The organism is Stakelama portus (assembly GCF_003171655.1).
In the GTDB taxonomy this organism is placed as follows: Bacteria; Pseudomonadota; Alphaproteobacteria; order Sphingomonadales; family Sphingomonadaceae; genus Sphingomonas; species Sphingomonas portus.
The window spans coordinates 972188-990530 of the sequence record NZ_QFZL01000001.1; the positions used below are offsets into that span (position 1 = coordinate 972188).

Genomic DNA, 18343 nt, shown 5'->3' on the forward strand with positions numbered 1-18343 from the left:
CGTCGGCATGCGGTCAGCCCGCTGAGGCGCGCCAGGCGACATAGGCGGCGGTGACGAGGATCATCGCCGCGAACGCCTTGCGCGCCATCGGGGCGCGTGCCGCGAACAGCGGCGACAAACGCGCTCCGCCAATTGCGCCCGCCGCGCCGCCCGCGATCAGTGCCAGGAACACCGGCCAGTCGACCAGACCCGACGCAGCATAGCTTGCGCTGGTGGCTGCGCCGAACAGCGTGACCGATACGAGCGATGACGCCGCAGCATGCGCCAGTGTCATGCCCGTTGCCGCCATCAGGCCCGGCACGATCAGAAATCCGCCGCCGATGCCGAAGAAGCCGGCGGCAAGCCCCGTAATCAGTCCGATCGGCGCCAGCCGCATCGTTCGCGACGGATCGATATGGACGCCCGGATCGCCTTCGCTACGCGGCTTGCGCAGCATCGACAGGCCGACCAGCGCCATCGCCAGCGCGAACCACAGAATAAGCGCCTGTCCGTCGACTTGTTTGGCGATGTGTGCGCCGGTCAGCGTGCCCGCCAGACCCGCTCCGCCGAATACGAGCGCGCACGGCCATTTGACGCGACCCGCGCGTGCCTGCGCCGTCAGGCCCATCGCCGCATTCACGGCGACGGCGGCCGCCGATGTGCCGATCGCGACATGCGGATCGCGCACGCCGACGAAATAGAGCAGCAGCGGCGTCGCCAGTACCGACCCGCCGCCGCCGAACAGCGCGAGCAGCATCGCGACCACCGCGCCGCTCAGCGCGGCGGCGCCATAGGTCCAGAGCGGGTCCATCGGATCAGGCCGCCGCTGCCGGGCGGTTCCACGGCATCAATGCCAGCAGTTTGGCCATGCCGCACCAGCCGCTGACGCCGGCAAAGGTCAGACCCGCGCCGATAAATGCCGAAAGCGCGAAGAAACCCGGGGCCACGACAAGCCCCAGCACCACGCCGGTCAGCACCAGCAGCCCGGCAGCGATCTGAACCTGTCGCATGATTTCCAGCGGCGCCTTGCGGTTCTCGGCGACGGGCAGTCCCGCCGCCTCCCACGCATCGACACCGCCGTCGAGCACATAGGAATCCCCCGCCACGCTGTTTTCCAGCCGGATGCAGTTCGCCGCAGTACGGTTTCCGGTCCGGCAGGTGAAAATCACGTCCTTGCCCGCCTCGACGCGCAGATGCGCTTCTTCAAATGCGGAAATGGGGCGGGAGAGGGCGCCCGGCACATGACGGCGCGCGAATTCGTCCGCTTCGCGAATGTCGATCAGGATCGCATCGCCGGTCTCGATCCGACGCGCCGCTTCGGCAGGCTTCAGAGGTATCAGTTTCGTCATTGGTCCGACTCCAAGGGGCAAAAGATATCCGCGAGCGTCATCACCAGCTTCACCGCGGCGGGGTCCTTGATCCGGTACCAGATCGTCTGCGCCTCGCGACGCGTGGCGACGATCCCTTCCTCGCGCAGTTTCGCGAGATGCTGGGAAAGCGCGGATTGCGACAATCCGACCTTGGGCAGCAATTCGCCGACCGATCGTTCGCCGTCCGCAAGCTGGCACAGGATCATCAGCCGACGTTCGTTGGCCAGCGCCCGCAGCAGCTTTGCCGCTTCGCTCGCATTGGCCTGAAACTGAGCGATGTCCAGATTCGCAGTGTTCAACATGCCTCGTTATATATCAGTTGATTCTAATTTAGCAAGTGCTTATGTACTGCGTCAGGAGGCAATGTCATGAAACCTGAAATCCAGACTTTCTTCGATCACGCGACCAACACCGCCAGCTATCTGGTTTCCGATCCGGTCACCGGGGCGGCTGCGGTCATCGATCCCGTGCTCGATTTCGAACCGGGCGGCGGCAAGCTCGCCACGACCAGTGCCGACGCAATGCTGGCGGCGGTGGAGGAACAGGGGCTGAAACTGCTCTATGTGCTCGAAACCCATGCCCATGCCGATCATCTGTCGGCGGCCGATCATATCCGTGCCCGTACCGGGGCGAAGATCGTGATCGGGGCCAACATCACCAAGGTTCAGAAAACCTTCGCGCCGGTGTTCGAAGCCGAAGACGTCGCGACTGACGGGACGGTATTCGACATATTGATGTGCGAAGGGGACACGCTGCCCTTTGGCGAGCTCGACATCGGCATCTTGCACACGCCCGGCCACACGCCCGCCTGTGTCACTTATCTGATCGGCGATGCGGCCTTTGTCGGCGATACGCTGTTCATGCCGGATTATGGCACCGCGCGTGCCGATTTTCCGGGAGGCGACGCTGCGACACTCTATCGGTCGATCCGCAAGATTCTGGCACTGCCGCCGGAAACCCGGATTTTCGTCGGGCATGATTATCTGCCCGCCGACCGCAGCGACTATCGTTGGGAAACGACCGTGGCCGAGGAGCGCGCCGCCAATGTCCATGCGCACGAAGGCGTGAGCGAAGCCGATTTCGTCGCGATGCGCGAAGCGCGCGACGCAACGCTCGCGGCGCCGCGACTGCTGCTCCCGTCGCTTCAGGTCAATATCCGCGCCGGCGCGCTGCCGCCCGAAAGCCCGGAAGGCCATGTCTTCCTGCGCATTCCGGTGACCCGGGCGGCCTGATCCTGCTGCCATGCGCCCTTCGCCGTGCTAGCATGCATGACGGAGGACGCATGGCGACAGATCTTTCGGACTATGAATCCGGCAAGCATTTCAAGGGCGATTACCGCGAGGCACTGGAAACGCTCCAGAAACGGCTCGCACATATCCAATATGCCCATATCGTCCACCGGCGGCGCGCGATCATCGCGTTCGAAGGATGGGACGCGGCGGGGAAGGGCGGCATCATCCGCCGACTGACCGCGCAATGGGATCCGCGCTATTTCGAAGTATGGCCGATCGGCGCGCCCACGCCCGAGGAAAAGGCGCATCATTTCCTCTGGCGCTTCTGGCAACGCCTGCCGCCGCTCCACAATATCTCGGTATTCGATCGGACCTGGTACGGGCGCGTGGCGGTCGAGCGAGTCGAAGGCTATGCCAGCGAGGCGGAATGGCGTCGCGGCTATGACGAAATCAATGCGTTCGAAGCGCAGCAGATCGACACCGGCACGACGCTGATCAAGATTTTCGTGCATGTGACGCAGGAGGAACAGGACGCGCGGTTGCGCGACCGGCTTTCGCATCCGTGGAAGCGCTGGAAGACCGGGCTCGACGATTTCCGCAATCGCGCCCGCCGGGCGGATTATCTTGATGCCTATGCCGAAATGTTCGCGCGCACCGACACCGAAAAGGCGCCGTGGATCGTGATCGACGGCAACAACAAAAAGGCCGCGCGCATCGCGGCGCTGACCGCGATCGCAGACCGGCTGGAAGCGTGCGTACCGATGCAGCCCCCTGAACTTCCTCCCGAAGTCGTCAAGGTTGCCCGCGCCGCACTGGGCGACTGGGATTAACCGTCAGGCAGGTGCGAATTCGCCCTTGTCGTCCATCACGTGCAGCATGCCGTCGGCGATCGCGAAATAAGCGCCCTGGAGCCTAAGCTTGCCGGCTTTCTCGCGTGCGGGGACAAAGGGAAAGGTGCGCAGATTGGCGATCGAGACGCGAACCGTCTCCAGCTCCAGCGCCCGCGTCGCTTCCGGGCCATCGCCATGTTCGGCGACAACCCGCTCGCGCGCTTCGTCGAGCAGGTCGACCCAATGATCGATGAACCCGCCTTCGCCCGGCGCGCTGCCGTCGAAGCTCTGGGTCAGCGCCGCATGCACGCCGCCGCATTTGCCATGCCCCATCACGACGATTTCCGCGACTTCCAGCTGCGTCACCGCGAACTCCAGCGCCGCCGAAACGCCGTGGCGTCCGCCACCGGTTTCGAACGGCGGGACCAGATTGGCGACATTGCGCACGACGAAAATCTCTCCCGCCGTGGTGTCGAATATCTGCGCGGGGTCGACTCGGCTGTCCGAACAGGCGATCACCATCACCTTCGGGTTTTGTCCGCCCACCAGATCTTCCCACCGCGAGCGTTCGCGCTTCCAGCCGGTTTCCCGAAAACGGTGATATCCTGCGATCAGATCAGCGAAATCGGTCATTATCTTCCCCTAGGTTTCGGTTGCCTAACTAGCGCGTGTTGTGTCCGGGGCAAGCCATCGCTATCTCGCGCGCATGAACGAAATCAGCCCGCTGCCCCGGCCCGAGCGTCAACGCAAACCCGACTGGATCCGCGTCAAGGCGCCGACTTCCGAAATGGTCGCCGAAACGCGCAAGCTCATGCGCGCGAAGAATCTGGCGACGGTGTGCGAGGAAGCGGCATGCCCGAACATGGGCGAATGCTGGTCGAAAAAGCACGCCACGGTGATGATCCTGGGCGATACCTGCACGCGCGCCTGCGCCTTCTGCAACGTCAAGACCGGCATGCCGCGCGCCGTCGATCCGATGGAGCCGCAGCATGTTGCCGATGTCGCGATCCAGATGGGCCTCGAACATATCGTCATCACCTCGGTCGATCGCGACGACCTGCCCGATGGCGGCGCGATGCAGTTCGTGAAGGTTATCCGGGCGCTGCGCGATCAGGCACCGAACACGACGATCGAAATCCTGACGCCCGATTTCCGCAACAAGCATGAACGCGCGCTGGAAATGATCGTCGACGCGCGCCCCGACGTGTTCAATCACAATCTTGAAACGGTGCCGCGCAACTATCCGATGATCCGCCCCGGTGCGCGCTATTATGCGTCGTTGCGGCTGCTGGAAACCGTGAAGAAGCTCGATCCGTCGATCTTCACCAAATCGGGCATCATGCTGGGTCTGGGCGAAGAACGGCTCGAAGTGCATCAGGTGATGGACGACATGCGTTCGGCCGACATCGATTTCCTGACGATGGGCCAGTATCTTCAGCCGACGCCCAAACATGCCAAGGTGCAGGAATTCGTGCCCCCGCAGGGTTTCGATGCCTATGCGGCCGTGGCGCGCGCCAAGGGCTTCCTGCTGGTCGCTTCGTCACCACTGACGCGCTCGAGCTATCATGCGGGCGACGATTTCGCGAAGATGAAGGCCGCACGCGACGCCAAGCTGGCGCGCGCAGCGAGCTGACCGGAACCCGCGCCGAACGACAGACAATGCCCAAACATACCGAGCAGCGCCATCTTCCCTACACCCCCGAACAGATGTTCGATCTGGTGGCGGATGTGGGTTCCTATCCCCAGTTCCTGCCGTGGGTGTCGGCGATTCGCGTCCGTTCGAACAGCGATACGATGATGGTGGCGGATATGGTCGTGGGGTTCAAAAGCCTGCGCGAGACCTTCACGTCGAAAGTATCGAAGCATCGCCCCGATTCGATTCATGTCGAATATATCGAAGGGCCGCTCAAATTCCTGCACAATGACTGGAAATTCCGGCCCGACGGGCAGGGGGGCTGCATCGTCGATTTCTGCGTCGACTTCGCGTTCAAGAACCGGGTGTTCGAAATGCTCGCCGGTCAGGTTTTCGACCGGGCGCTGCGCAAGATGATCACGGCGTTCGAGGAGCGCGCCGAAGCGCTTTACTCCGGCGACGATTCCGGTTCGGCTTCCTCGGGTTCGGGGTCGTCGGGCGGCAGCAACAGTTCGAGCGCGCACAACGCCGCCTGAAGCCGGATCGAACCGCGCCCTTCATTGTCGAAACGGCGCGAATCGGCAATGACATCGGTGGGATCGGCGCCGCGTTCGGCGCGCGCGAAGACGACTGTCCCGACAGGCTTTTTCTCAGTGCCGCCCGCCGGTCCGGCAACGCCGGTGATCGCGACCGCGACATTGGCATGGCTCTTTTCCAGCGCGCCCTGTGCCATGCTCCATGCCACTGCGATCGAAACCGATCCGAAAGTCTCCAGCACGTCCTGGCTGACTTTCAGCACCTCCATCTTGGCTTCGTTCGAATAGCTGACGAACGAGCATTCGAGCACCTCGGAAGAGCCGGGGATTTCGGTCAGCGCCGCCGCGACCAGCCCCCCGGTGCAGCTTTCCGCAACCGTGATGGTGCGCCCGCAGGCGCGATTGGCGTCCACCACCTTGCGTGCGGCATCGACCAGTTCCGCGGGCAACACTGTATCCATTACTTTGCTGCCGTATCTGCAGTGCAGACCGTAAAGGGAATGCCGCTGTCATCGGATTCTTCGTCTTCGGTCGCTTCACCGTTCGCTGCGGCTTCGGCTGCCTCCGCAGCGGCCTTTTCGGCCTTGCGCTGTTCGGCGACCATGACCCCTTCAAGACCGACGGCGAACAGACCGGCGAGATTTTCCGGCGGAAGCGGTGCCAGCTGGCCGATGGCACGATCGATATAGTTGCAGGCTTCCGGATCGAGCTTTTCGGCAAGCACCGGTCCCAGAATCGCACCCAGCATCACCGAAAGCATCGAAGGGTCGATCGATTCGGGCAGGTTCAGCTCGTCCGATTCGGCGCTGAGCCGCTCGATCGCCGCCAGCGCGACCGGGCTGGCCGCTTCACCGGCAGCATCATACCCCGCGATCATCGCATCGCCGCCGGTCGCGAAGAAGGAGGTGCCCGACAGCTTGGGCTTGCAGGCTTCGCTGACCGCGCGCAACACGCCGGGCAGCGCCATCTGAAGACTGGCCTGAATTTCCACGGGCGTCAGGCACGGTTTGGTCGCTTCGGTCACCGCCTGCGCATGTGCCGCGGTACCCATAAGCGCGAGCCAGCCGGCCCCCGCAGTTGCAAAACGCTTCAACTTCATGCGCCGCTCCCAGTTAGCCTGACGGTGGCAATCGCCTGTGCCGCCATGCCTTCGCCCCGTCCGGTAAAACCCAGACGCTCCGTTGTCGTGGCCTTGATGCTAATCTGCTCGGGAGGGAGCCGCAACAGCGCCGCGACGCTTTCGCGGATCGCCTGACGATGCGGGCCGATCTTCGGCGTCTCGCAGATGATCGTCGCGTCGACGAAATCGATGATGCCCCCACGTTCCCGGATCAGCGCGGCCGCGTGCTCCAGAAACCGGGAAGAGGCGGCGCCGGCCCATTGCGGGTCGCCTGGCGGGAAATGGAGTCCGATATCGCCTTCGCCGATGGTGCCGAGCAGCGCGTCGGTGATGGCATGGAGCAGCACGTCGGCATCGCTATGCCCCGAAAGGCCGAGCGGAGAGGGGATTTCGACCCCGCCCAGCCACAGCGGCTTGCCTTTGGCATAGCGATGGACGTCGAAGCCGGTGGCGCTGCGCGAGATCATCGCGCTGCCCAGCCGCGCTTGGGCAAGCGCCAGATCGTCGGGATGCGTGATTTTCTCCAACAGCGTGTCTCCGGGGATCAGCGCGACTTCGCCGCCGCCAAGGCGCAACATCTGCGCATCGTCGGTCGCCTCGCGATCTTCGGGCCAGCCGCGATGCGCCGCAAGAATGGCATCGAAGCGGAACGCCTGAGGTGTCTGGACGCGCACCAGCGCGGTGCGATCGACGATATCGCCCAATGTGCCCGTGCCAGCGTAGCCGGCCAGCGTATCGGCGACCGGAAGCGTCGGGATCGCGCCCGGCGCCGATTCGAGCGCCGCCAGCAATCCATCGATCACCTGCGCTGGAATGATCGGGCGCGCCGCGTCATGGATCAGCACGCGATCCGCGCCGCCCTGCGCAGCAATATATTCCAGTCCGTTGCGCACCGATTCGCGACGGTTCGCACCGCCAATGACAAAGGCAATGTCGCCAAGCGCGGCCTGCAAGGCCGATTCCTGCCCTGCGCCGATCACCAGCAATATCGAATCCACTGCCGGATGCGCGGCGAGCGCGGCATGGCTGTGCGCCACCACTGGCCTGCCGGCGAGCAGGCGATATTGCTTGGGGCTGCCGCCCATACGCGAACCCGTTCCGGCGGCAACGATGATCGCAACGGTGCGTCCCATGGCGATGCGCCCTAGACGCGTGCGGACAACTTGCCAATCATCGCTTGTACCGGTAGCGGCCCTTGCCTATTTTTCAGGCAGACCATGACGACACTTGCTCCCATCCAGATCGGCGATGTGCGGATCGACGCGCCGGTATTGCTCGCGCCGATGACCGGCGTGACCGACCTGCCGTTCCGCCGCGCGGTGCGCCGGTTCGGCTCGGGCCTCAACGTGACCGAGATGATCGCCAGCGCCGCCGCGATCCGCGAAACGCGCCAGTCGGTGATCAAGGCGGCATGGGATCCGATCGAGGAACCGGTGTCGATGCAGCTGGTCGGCTGCACCCCGCATGAAATGGGAGAGGCGGCCAGGCTCAATGAGGATCGCGGCGCCGCGATCATCGACATCAATATGGGCTGCCCGGTCCGCAAGGTTACCAATGGCGATGCCGGGTCGGCGCTGATGCGCGACCTGAAACATGCCGCCGCGATCGTGAAGGCGACGGTGGAGGCAGTGTCGGTTCCTGTCACGCTCAAGATGCGGATGGGCTGGTGTCATGACAGCCTCAACGCACCCGAACTCGCGCGGATTGCCGAGGATCTGGGCGTCAGGATGGTGACCGTCCACGGCCGTACCCGCAATCAGATGTATCGCGGCTCCGCCGACTGGACCTTCGTGCGCAAGGTGAAGGACGCGGTCTCGATTCCCGTCATCGTCAATGGCGATATCTGCTCGGTCGCCGATGCGCGCGAGGCGCTGGCGCAATCGGGCGCCGACGGTGTGATGATCGGGCGGGGTGCCTATGGCCGTCCCTGGCTGCTGCGTCAGGTGATGGATGCGCTGTGCCTCGGTCAGGAACGCGAAGATCCGACAATTGATGAACAATATCAGGTGATTATTCGCCATTATACCGAAACGCTCTCACATTATGGAGAGCAGGTCGGCGTCAATATGATGCGCAAGCATATCGGATGGTACACACGCGGCCTGCACGGCTCGGCAGAGTTTCGCAACAAGGTCAATCAGGAACCCGACGCAACGCGCGTGCTCGCGATGCTCGACGAATATTACGCCCCGTGGCGATCGCGCGAAGCGGCGTAGCGCCCATGCCGCAGGACGCGCCGATTGCCGGACCGTCCTTTGCCGAGCTGTTCGCCGCGATGCCGGTCGCGGTACTGATTCTCGATCCCGAAGAGCGGGTCGTCCACGCCAATGCGGCGTGCGAGCTGCTGCTCAACCATTCCGAAAAGTCGATGATCGGGCAACGGCTGCACAGCATATTGACGCCGCCCGCAGATGATGTGTCGCGCCGCAGCGGCCATGGCTTTGCGGCATTCGATACCGAAGTGCGCGTGGTACGCGGCCCGCGCCTGCGCGTCGATTATCTGGAATCGATGATTGCCGACAATCCGGGCTGGCGCATCCTGACGCTCCACCACGCGCCGACCGCACGTCGCACCCATGGCGTCGAACGCAGCGCCGGCGCACGTGCCGCGATCGGCGCGGCGGCCATGCTGGCGCATGAGATCAAGAATCCGCTTTCGGGCATTCGCGGCGCCGCGCAGCTTCTGGAAGGCGGCGCGGAGGAAAGCCCGGAGCTTACCCGGCTGATCACCACCGAAGTCGATCGCATCACTGCGCTGATCGATCTGATGCAGGATTTCACCGACACGCGGCCGATGAAGCTCGAATCGACCAATGTCTATCCGCTGCTCGAACATGCCAGCCGGCTGGCGCTGACCGGATTTGCGCGCGATATCCAGCTGGAGGAACGATTCGATCCTTCGCTGCCCCCGGCGATGATCGATCGCGACGCGTTTCTTCAGATTCTGCTCAACCTGCTCAAGAACGCCGCCGAGGCGCTGGTCGATACGCCCGAGCCCCGGATCACGCTTTCCGCCGCCTATCGCCACGGCATGTCGGTGAGCAGCGGTCCGCGGCAGGTCCGGCGCCCGCTGCCGATCGAGATTGTCGTGTCCGACAATGGTCCGGGCGCGCCGGAGGATATCGCCGACCATCTGTTCGAACCGTTTGTTTCGGGCAAACCGGAAGGGAAGGGGCTTGGCCTGCCGCTGGTCGACAAGCTGGTTCGCGACATGGGCGGCATCGTTCAATATGCGCATGAGGAGGGCGTGACGAGTTTTCGCCTGCTGCTGGCAAGGGCAACCCAATGAGCGGAAACATCCTGATCGTCGATGACGACAATGCGATCCGCACCGTCGTGGCCCAGGCGCTGAAGCGTGAGGGCCATCATGTCCGGTCTGCGGCCAGCCTGGCGGAATTGCGGCGCGAACTGGAACACGGTGTTCCCGATGTGCTGGTGACCGACGTCGTGCTGCCCGACGGCAACGGCCTCGACATGGTCGGGCCGCTGATCGCGCAATATCCCGACCTGCCGGTGATTGTCTTTTCCGCGCGCAACACGCTGACCACCGCGGTGCGCGCGACCGAAGTCGGCGCATTTGATTATCTGCCCAAGCCGTTCGACCTAAACACGCTGGCGCAATCGGTGGCCGGAGCGCTCGAACGGCGGCGGCGGGCACCCGCAGCGCAGCCCGACACCGATGAAGCCGCTTCCTCGCCTTTGATCGGCCGTTCGCCGGCGATGCAGGAAGTCTATCGCGTCATCGCGCGCGTCGTTTCGAACGACCTGACCGTCCTGATCTCGGGCGAATCGGGCACCGGCAAGGAACTGGTCGCTCGCGCCATTCACGATCTGGGATCGCGCCGCCGGGCGCCGTTCGTGGCGCTCAACATGGCGGCGATCCCGCGCGAACTGATCGAAGCCGAGCTGTTCGGGCACGAACGCGGCGCCTTTACCGGTGCGCAGGCGCGCGTGGCAGGCAAGTTCGAACAGGCCGAAGGCGGCACGCTGTTCCTCGACGAGATCGGCGACATGCCGATGGAGGCGCAGACGCGGCTGCTGCGCGTGCTGCAATCGGGCGAGTTCACGACGGTGGGCGGGGCGCGGACGATCCGTGCCAATGTCCGCATCGTCGCCGCGACCAACAAGGATCTGGCCCAACTGGTGACTGCCAACCAGTTTCGCGAAGATCTCTTCTACCGGCTCAATGTCGTGCCCGTGGCACTGCCGTCGCTGCGCGAACGGCGTCAGGACATCGCGCTGCTCGCGCATCATTTCCTGGAACGCGCGGCCGAAGACGGGCTGCCGCGCAAGCAATTGAGCGATGAGGCAGTGGCGTTGCTCGAGGCCTATGACTGGCCGGGCAATGTCCGCGAGCTGGAAAATCTGATGCGGCGGCTCGCGGCGCTCAGCCGCGATTCGCTGATCGGTTCGAGCGATATCCGCGATGCGCTGGGCGAGGGGGGGCTGATCCCCGCCGCATCGGGCGATGAGGGGATCGAGGCCGCAATTCGCGCCCGGCTTGCCCGGCTTGCCGTCGAAGAGCCTGCGACGCTTGAGGATGGTTCGTTGTACGATCGGATCATCGGAGAGGTCGAACGCCCGCTGATCGAAGCAATGCTGGCACAGCATGGCGGAAACCAGCTGCGCGCCGCGCGGGCGCTCGGGATCAATCGCAACACGTTGCGCAAACGGATCGAAGTGCTCGACATCGATCTTCGATAAGACTGCCGTTCCGCCAATCCCTGCCGGGGCTTTCGGCTCATCGGCAAATTGCCACATCATGTCCTCTGCCGCCGAATTTATGTGTTTTCCGGGCAACGCTCCTGTTGTAACCAAGCAACGATGGAGCCTGTTGTGGACCCTGGAGTGACATCTCCCCGGCGAAAGCGCTTCGGCGTAACGGCGGCAGTTGAACTCGGAGTTCTGATCCTCGCGCTCGTGATGGGCGTCGTCACCTATATGGTGATCACGCGCGCGGATGCCGCGGGCCAGGTCGTGGGACCGGCCATCAGCGCGCTGTTGCTGCTCGGCAATCTCGTGCCGCTCGTCGCGCTGATCGTGCTGATCGGTCGCCGCATTGCCAAGCATCGGGCCGCCAAGTCATCGGTCGCCGGGGGCGGAAGGCTCCATGTCCGGCTGGTCGCGCTTTTTTCGGTAATCGCCAGCGTGCCGATCATCCTGACCGTGATCGCGGCGTCGACGATGTTCCATTCGAACACGCAATTCTGGCTGACCGGCCGTGCGGCGAATGCAATCGACGATGCCATCAGCCTGGCCAAGGAAGGGCAGAATCTGATCGCCCAGCGCTGGGGCGGGGAGGCGCGCCAGATTACGCTGGATATCGCCAAATATTATCCCCGTGTTCCCACCGATTCGGCGGAATTCCAGTCGTTTTTCGATCAGCAGACCTATTTCCGCAATCTCGAGCAATCGGTGCTGTTCACCTATGAACCCGGCAAGAAGCTGCGCGTCCTCTATCTGTTCAATCCGCCCGAAGAGGCGGCGTTTCTCCAACGCGTCGATCCGTCGCTGCTCGATACGCTGACGGTCGATTCAACGCCCGACGTCTATCTGACCGCCGACACCATCTGGGTCGTGGCCAAGGTGCCGAAGGTGCCCAATCTCTATCTCTACGCCGGGACCAGCGTGAATGCCGAGTTCCTGAACAAGCAGCTGGTTTCCGCCGAATCGATCACGCGCGAATATGAAGCGATTCAGGCGCGGGCACGCGGCGTGCAGATGCAGTTCAATGCCGCCTTGTTCGTCGTCGCGCTGCTGATCGTCGGCTTTACCATGCTGATCGCGCTGGCCGTTGCCGACCGGCTCGTGCGCCCGATCGACAGGCTGGTCGATGCCGCAGGCAGCGTTGCCGAAGGCGATCTGAGCGCGCGCGTCCCCGTTTCGGCGGCGAGGGACGAAATCGATACGCTGGGCGTTGCGTTCAACAGCATGACCGAGCGGTTGCAGGAACAGACATCGGCGCTGGTCGACGCCAACCTTCAGCTCGAAAGCCGCCGCGCGCTGATCGAAGCGGTGATGTCGGGCGTGACCGCCGGCGTCGTTTCGATCGGTCCCGACCGGCGCATTCAGCTGATCAACGATTCCGCGCGCATCCTGCTGCATATCGGCGAGACCGAGCCGGTGGGACATGCGCTTGCCGACGTCGCTCCGGAACTCGACACCCTGCTCGACAGCGGCGACCGCGAGGCGATCGTTCAGATGACCACCGGCGGCGAGGCGCGCACGCTCGCGGTCAAGGTCACGCGCGATGAAAGCGGTCAGGTGCTGACTTTCGACGACATTACCCAGCAATTGCTCGATCAACGGCGCGCCGCATGGTCCGACGTCGCCCGGCGCATCGCGCACGAGATCAAGAATCCGCTGACGCCCATTCAGCTCGCCGCCGAACGGCTCCAGCGCCGCTATGGCCGCAAGCTGGAAGAGGATGAGGGGACCTTTGCCCGGCTGACCGACACGATTGTCCGTCAGGTCGGCGATCTGCGCCGGATGGTCGACGAATTTTCCTCCTTCGCGCGGATGCCCAAACCGGTTTTCCGCGAAGAATCACTGCTCGATATCGCGCGTCAGGCGATGTTCCTCCACGAAGTCGCGCATCCGGGCATCCGTTTCCATGTCGAAGCCGAAGAGGATCTGCCGGCGTTCGTCTGCGACCGTCGCCAGATCGGCCAGGCGCTGACCAATGTGGTCAAGAACGCCGTCGAGGCAGTCGAGGCGCGCGAGGAAAATGCCGAACCGGGCGAGATCCGCATGACCGTCGCGGCGGGCGAGGGGCATTCGCTCCTTGTCGAAGTCGCCGACAACGGGATTGGCCTGCCGGTCGAACGCGACCGGATCGTCGAACCCTATATGACGACGCGCAGCCGCGGCACCGGGCTTGGCCTCGCGATCGTCAAGAAGATCATCGAAGAACATTTCGGCACGATCGCCTTCGCCGACCGGCCTCAGGGCGGCACGGTGGTGCGCATGGTCTTCGATACCACGCTTTTGTCGCATCTCGCGACCGAAGCGAGTGAAGAAGACGGGAAGGGGAATGAACCCCGTCCCGTCGCGCTTACCCGCAATGAAAGTGGACGCTCATGACACTCGACATCCTCGTCGTCGACGACGAACGCGACATTCGCGAGCTGGTCTCCGGCGTGCTCGAAGATGAAGGCTATCAGACGCGCGGCGCCGCCGACAGCACTGCCGCGCTCGAAGCCATTGCCGAGCGGCGCCCGTCGCTGGTTCTGCTCGATGTTTGGTTGCAGGGATCGAAGCTCGATGGGCTGGATCTGCTCGACGAGATCAAGCGGCGCGATCCTTCGATCCCGGTGCTTGTGATTTCGGGGCACGGCAATCTCGACACCGCAGTGGCGGCGATCCGGCGGGGCGCATCCGATTTCATCGAAAAGCCGTTCGAGGCCGAGCGGCTGCTGCTGATGGTCGAGCGCGCGACGGAGACCGAACGGCTGCGCCGCGAAGTCGCTTCGCTGCGCGCAACGGTGGGGTTCGAAGCGGACCTGACCGGAAATTCGAGTGCGATCAACACCGTTCGCGCGACTCTGAAACGAGTGGCGTCGACGGGAAGCCGCGTGCTGATCAATGGCGGGCCGGGAACCGGCAAGGAGGTGGCGGCGCGGCTGCTCCACGGGTGGAGCCAGCGCGCCGGCGCGCCGTTCATCATCGCCAGCGCCGCGCGCATGACCCCCGAACGTGTCGAAGAGGAATTGTTCGGTGTGGAAGAGGGCGGCGATCTGGTGCGCCCCGGCCTGCTCGAACAGGCGCATGGCGGCACCTTGTTCCTCGACGAAATCGCCGACATGCCGGTCGCGACCCAGGCGCGCATTCTGCGCGTGCTGACCGATCAGAGCTTCTCGCGGATCGGTGGCCAGCGGACCGTGAAAGTGGATGTCCGGGTCGTTTCCGCGACGTCGCGCGATCTGATGGGCGAAATCGCGGCGGGGAATTTCCGCGAGGATCTCTATTATCGGCTCAATGTCGTGCCGGTCACCATTCCGGCGCTGGCCGAACGGCGCGAGGATATTCCCGTGCTGGTCGAACATTTCGTCGCGCATTATGCGCGCGAACGCCGCGTGCCGACGCCCGAAATCGCTTCCGACGCGCTGGTCGCGCTGCAAAGCTATGAATGGCCCGGCAACGTCCGCCAGCTGCGCAATGTGGTCGAACGCACGGTTATCCTGGCGCCCGGGGACCGGATCGGTCGCATCGACCTCGATCTGCTTCCGCCCGAAGTGCTCGGCACCAGCAACCAGTCGGAAGGCGGCATGGGCACCAATGCGATCATGGGATCGCCGCTCAAGGAAGCACGCGAGACATTCGAACGCGAATATCTGCGCATCCAGATCCGCCGTTTTTCGGGAAATATCTCGCGGACGGCGAACTTTATCGGGATGGAGCGTTCGGCACTCCATCGCAAGCTCAAGCTGCTGGGCATTACCGAGACGCGCGAGGACCGGAACTGACCCGATCGGTGCACCGCAATTGCCGGTGCTGGACGGGCGGCCCGGGGCACCCTAGATTGCAACCCGTCCGTCGCGAATGGCGTGACGATCCGACGCCGGGAACCGGCGCACAGCGGGACAAATCCCGCCAATAACAGAAGGAAAACGCGGCATGGCAGAAAAGCAGACTTCGCTTCAGGACCTGTTTTTGAATTCCCTGCGCCGATCGAAGACTCCGGTGACCATGTTTCTGGTCAAGGGCGTCAAGCTTCAGGGCATCGTCACCTGGTTCGACAATTTCTCGGTGCTGCTGCGCCGCGACGGCCAGTCCCAGCTGATCTACAAGCATGCGATTTCCACCATCATGCCCGCCGGTGCGATGGACCTGCCCGCGCTTTTGGAAGCGGTGGGAGAACATCAGTCTAAGAACCCGGTTTTGCAGGAAATTTTCCTCAATGCGATCCGCAAGGCGCAGGAAAATGTCACGATGTTCCTGGTCAATGGCGTGATGCTGCAGGGCCAGATTGCGGGTTTTGACCTGTTCTGCATGCTGCTTCAGCGCGAAGGCATGGCGCAACTCGTCTACAAGCACGCCGTTTCGACGATCCAGCCGGCCCATCCGCTGAATCTCGCCGAAGAGACGAACAGCTCGGACGACGATTGAGTACCGGATTCGATCGCGACGCCGATGATTTCGCACGCGGCGCGCGTGCCGTCGTCGTCTATCCCGATATCGGTGGATCGGCACGCGATGCCGATGCGCGGCTGGAGGAGACTGCCGGTCTCGCCGCCGCGATCGGGATCGACGTGGCCGAACGCACTGCATTCCGTATCCGCCAGCCAAAGCCGGGGACACTGATCGGCTCGGGCCAGGTCGAAATGCTCGCCGAAACGGTGCGCGATCACGAATTGCAACTTGCCGTGTTCGACGCGGCGCTGACGCCGATCCAGCAACGCAATCTGGAAAGCGCGCTCGGCTGCAAGGTGATCGACCGTACCGGGCTGATACTTGAGATTTTCGGCGAACGCGCACGCACTGCCGAGGGGCGGCTGCAGGTCGAACTCGCGCATCTCGATTATCAGGCGGGGCGGCTGGTACGCAGCTGGACTCACCTTGAGCGCCAGCGTGGCGGCTTCGGCTTTCTGGGCGGACCCGGCGAAACCCAGATCGAAGCCGATCGGCGGCTGATCCGCGATCGCATGGCGCGTTTGCGCCGCGAGCTCGATCAGGTCAGCCGCACCCGCACGCTGCAGCGCGACCGGCGCCAGCGTGCGCCCTGGCCCGTGATCGCGCTGGTCGGCTATACCAATGCCGGAAAATCGACGCTTTTCAATCGCCTGACAGGTGCCGACGTCATGGCGGAAAACCTGCTCTTCGCGACGCTCGACCCTACGCTGCGCCAGATTTCGCTGCCCGGCATCGACAAGGCGATCCTGTCGGACACCGTCGGTTTCGTCTCCGAACTGCCGACGCAACTCGTCGCGGCGTTCAAGGCGACGCTGGAAGAAGTGGTTTCGGCCGATCTGCTGATTCATGTCCGCGACATTTCGCATCCAGACAGCGAAGCGCAGCGCGCCGATGTCGAGAAAGTCCTGTCCGAAATCGGCGTCGACGAAACGACGCCGCGGATCGAAGCGTGGAACAAGATCGACCTGCTCGACGAAGAGCGCCGCGCGGAACTGCTCGCCGAAGCCGAGGGTCGCGAAGATCTGATGACGGTATCGGCTGTGACGGGGGAGGGCGTCGACGCGCTGCGCCGCGCCATGGCCGAACGGCTGACCACCGGCCATCGCCGCTATGTCGTTCGCCTCGACCCCGCCGATGGTGCGGGCGCCGCCTGGCTGCATCAGCATGGCGAAGTGCTGGAACATTGGATGGACGAGGGGGATGCCCTGTACGAAGTGCGCATGGCGCCGCGCGACCATGAACGGTTTCTGTCGCGGACCTGACAATTTCGGAAAGGGGCAGCTTGCGCTATTTCGTCGATACCGAATTCAACGGCTTTCTGGGCGAACTGATCTCGATCGCGCTGGTCCCGGAAGCCGAGGATATGGCACCATTTTACGCTGCGCTGGCATGTGATGCGCCCACCCAATGGGTGCGCGAAAATGTCATCCCTTCGCTGCGCACCGATCCGATCCCGCGCGAGCAATTGTCCGAACGGTTCGGCGCCTATCTCGCAAACGACCCGGAGCCGATCCTGGTGGCCGACTGGCCGGAGGATCTGGCGCATGTCCTGTGCCTGACCGTCACCGGGCCGGGGCGTCGGCTGGTTACGCCGCCGCTTCGGTTCGAATTGCTCCAAAGCAGCGGTTTCGATGCGGCTGCGGCCAGCGAAGTGCCGCACAATGCCTATTACGATGCCGTGGCGCTGCGCCGGCACGTCCTGTTGCGCATGCGTTAGGCGCCGGCGGCCTTGGCATCCTGCCAGAGCCGCTCCATCGCATCGAGATCGAGATCGGCGAAGCCGTCGCCGGCAACATCCTCCATTGCCCGAAAGCGCCGTTCGAACTTGGCATTGGCCGCGCGCAGCGCCGCTTCGGGCTCGATACCCTGTTTACGCGCCCAATTGACCACTGCGAACAGCAAGTCGCCGATTTCCTCTTCGCGATGCGCCGCATCGGTGGCCGCATCGACTTCGGCGATTTCCTCGATCACCTTGGCACGCGCACCATCGGCATCGGGCCAGTCAAACCCGACGCGCGATGCACGTTTCTGTAACTTTTCCGCGCGTAACAGGGCAGGGAGGGAAAGCGCCACTCCCGCCAGGGCGCTGTTATCACCCTTCTCCCCCCGCTCTTCGGCCTTGATTTGTTCCCACAGGTGATGGCCGCCATTTTCGGCATCGCCAAAGATATGCGGATGGCGGCGCTCCATCTTGTCGCTGATCGCAGCGATGACGTCGGGCAGCGCAAACGTGCCGGATTCCTCGGCCATGCGCGCATGGAACACGACCTGGAGCAGCAGGTCGCCAAGCTCGTCGCGCAATTCGGCCATGTCGCTGCGCGCGATGGCGTCGGCGACTTCATAAGCTTCTTCGATCGTATAGGGCGCGATCGTCTCGAATGTCTGGACGGTATCCCATTCGCATCCGCGTTCGGGATCGCGCAGCCGCGCCATGATCGCCACGAGGCGGGCGATATCGCCGCGTCCGATGCCGGGGGGGAGGCTCCAGTCACTCATTTCGGGATATCCGCT

The 18343-nt window shown here is 63.8% G+C and carries 20 protein-coding genes; 12 read left to right on the plus strand and 8 right to left on the minus strand.

The window, feature by feature from the left end; all coding sequences use genetic code 11:
• Positions 1-13: 13 nt before the first annotated feature.
• The 3 genes from DKB74_RS04545 to DKB74_RS04555 are packed head-to-tail and all read right to left on the minus strand — an operon-like array spanning position 14 to position 1651.
• Positions 14-790, minus strand: coding sequence for a sulfite exporter TauE/SafE family protein (locus tag DKB74_RS04545; protein WP_109806864.1), 777 nt, complete (start codon positions 788-790; stop codon positions 14-16).
• 4 nt (positions 791-794) lie between these two features.
• On the minus strand, positions 795-1328 hold the full coding sequence (locus tag DKB74_RS04550; RefSeq protein WP_109806865.1) for a rhodanese family protein: 534 nt from the start codon (positions 1326-1328) through the stop codon (positions 795-797).
• Positions 1325-1651 (minus strand): ArsR/SmtB family transcription factor, encoded by a 327-nt coding sequence (locus tag DKB74_RS04555; RefSeq protein WP_109806866.1) that lies wholly within the window; start codon positions 1649-1651, stop codon positions 1325-1327. Before DKB74_RS04555 ends, DKB74_RS04550 begins: the two co-directional genes overlap by 4 nt.
• Positions 1652-1717: 66 nt before the next feature.
• On the opposite strand from DKB74_RS04555, the gene DKB74_RS04560 reads away from it, so the two are divergent.
• Entirely contained in the window at positions 1718-2581 is an 864-nt protein-coding gene (locus tag DKB74_RS04560) for an MBL fold metallo-hydrolase (RefSeq protein ID WP_109806867.1), read from the plus strand.
• Positions 2582-2631: 50 nt separating this feature from the next.
• Positions 2632-3411 carry a polyphosphate kinase 2 family protein gene (locus DKB74_RS04565; RefSeq protein ID WP_109806868.1) on the plus strand — a complete coding sequence of 260 codons (780 nt, stop codon included), beginning with the start codon at positions 2632-2634 and terminating at the stop codon, positions 3409-3411.
• 3 nt (positions 3412-3414) lie between these two features.
• On the opposite strand, the gene DKB74_RS04570 is transcribed toward DKB74_RS04565, so the two are convergent.
• The gene (locus DKB74_RS04570) at positions 3415-4044 is read right to left on the minus strand and encodes a carbonic anhydrase (RefSeq protein WP_109806869.1); all 630 of its coding nucleotides are present in this window, start codon (positions 4042-4044) and stop codon (positions 3415-3417) included.
• A gap of 73 nt (positions 4045-4117) precedes the next feature.
• Here DKB74_RS04570 and lipA point away from each other — a divergent pair, with 73 nt between their 5' ends.
• Both lipA and DKB74_RS04580 read left to right on the plus strand, forming a co-directional pair.
• Positions 4118-5044: a lipoyl synthase gene (gene lipA / locus DKB74_RS04575; RefSeq protein ID WP_109806870.1), complete on the plus strand. Its 927-nt coding sequence runs from the start codon at positions 4118-4120 to the stop codon at positions 5042-5044.
• Positions 5045-5070: 26 nt separating this feature from the next.
• On the plus strand, positions 5071-5580 hold the full coding sequence (locus DKB74_RS04580) for a type II toxin-antitoxin system RatA family toxin (protein WP_109806871.1): 510 nt from the start codon (positions 5071-5073) through the stop codon (positions 5578-5580).
• Here the strand turns inward: DKB74_RS04580 and DKB74_RS04585 are convergent.
• From DKB74_RS04585 to DKB74_RS04595, 3 genes are read right to left on the minus strand one after another with little or no spacing between them, the layout of a single operon-like run.
• Positions 5493-6041 (minus strand): CinA family protein, encoded by a 549-nt coding sequence (locus tag DKB74_RS04585; RefSeq protein WP_109806872.1) that lies wholly within the window; start codon positions 6039-6041, stop codon positions 5493-5495. The two genes, DKB74_RS04580 and DKB74_RS04585, sit on opposite strands and share 88 nt — an antisense overlap.
• On the minus strand, positions 6041-6679 hold the full coding sequence (locus DKB74_RS04590) for a hypothetical protein (RefSeq protein WP_109806873.1): 639 nt from the start codon (positions 6677-6679) through the stop codon (positions 6041-6043). The genes DKB74_RS04585 and DKB74_RS04590 overlap by 1 nt, the downstream gene beginning before the upstream one ends.
• Entirely contained in the window at positions 6676-7833 is a 1158-nt protein-coding gene (locus DKB74_RS04595; protein ID WP_109806874.1) for a bifunctional 2-C-methyl-D-erythritol 4-phosphate cytidylyltransferase/2-C-methyl-D-erythritol 2,4-cyclodiphosphate synthase, read from the minus strand. The genes DKB74_RS04590 and DKB74_RS04595 overlap by 4 nt, the downstream gene beginning before the upstream one ends.
• Positions 7834-7917: 84 nt before the next feature.
• Between DKB74_RS04595 and dusB the strand changes: the two genes are divergently transcribed.
• The 8 genes from dusB (at position 7918) to DKB74_RS04635 (ending at position 17549) form a co-directional block, all read left to right on the plus strand.
• Entirely contained in the window at positions 7918-8916 is a 999-nt protein-coding gene (gene dusB / locus DKB74_RS04600; protein ID WP_109806875.1) for a tRNA dihydrouridine synthase DusB, read from the plus strand.
• Between the two features lie 5 nt (positions 8917-8921).
• Positions 8922-9989, plus strand: a complete 1068-nt coding sequence (locus tag DKB74_RS04605; protein ID WP_109807126.1) for a two-component system sensor histidine kinase NtrB — start codon at positions 8922-8924, stop codon at positions 9987-9989.
• Complete coding sequence (ntrC, locus tag DKB74_RS04610) at positions 9986-11404, plus strand: nitrogen regulation protein NR(I) (protein ID WP_109806876.1); 1419 nt, start codon at positions 9986-9988, stop codon at positions 11402-11404. The genes DKB74_RS04605 and ntrC overlap by 4 nt, the downstream gene beginning before the upstream one ends.
• Before the next feature lie 120 nt (positions 11405-11524).
• Positions 11525-13783 (plus strand): sensor histidine kinase NtrY-like, encoded by a 2259-nt coding sequence (locus DKB74_RS04615; RefSeq protein WP_109806877.1) that lies wholly within the window; start codon positions 11525-11527, stop codon positions 13781-13783.
• Complete coding sequence (ntrX, locus tag DKB74_RS04620; RefSeq protein WP_109806878.1) at positions 13780-15165, plus strand: nitrogen assimilation response regulator NtrX; 1386 nt, start codon at positions 13780-13782, stop codon at positions 15163-15165. Before DKB74_RS04615 ends, ntrX begins: the two co-directional genes overlap by 4 nt.
• Before the next feature lie 130 nt (positions 15166-15295).
• A complete protein-coding gene (gene hfq, locus DKB74_RS04625) occupies positions 15296-15808 on the plus strand; it encodes an RNA chaperone Hfq (protein WP_275658158.1) in 513 nt (170 codons plus the stop codon).
• Positions 15805-17094, plus strand: coding sequence for a GTPase HflX (hflX, locus tag DKB74_RS04630; protein WP_109806880.1), 1290 nt, complete (start codon positions 15805-15807; stop codon positions 17092-17094). The genes hfq and hflX overlap by 4 nt, the downstream gene beginning before the upstream one ends.
• Positions 17095-17114: 20 nt before the next feature.
• On the plus strand, positions 17115-17549 hold the full coding sequence (locus DKB74_RS04635) for a hypothetical protein (protein WP_109806881.1): 435 nt from the start codon (positions 17115-17117) through the stop codon (positions 17547-17549).
• On the opposite strand, the gene mazG is transcribed toward DKB74_RS04635, so the two are convergent.
• A complete protein-coding gene (mazG, locus tag DKB74_RS04640; protein ID WP_109806882.1) occupies positions 17546-18328 on the minus strand; it encodes a nucleoside triphosphate pyrophosphohydrolase in 783 nt (260 codons plus the stop codon). The two genes, DKB74_RS04635 and mazG, sit on opposite strands and share 4 nt — an antisense overlap.
• Positions 18329-18343 lie beyond the last annotated feature (15 nt).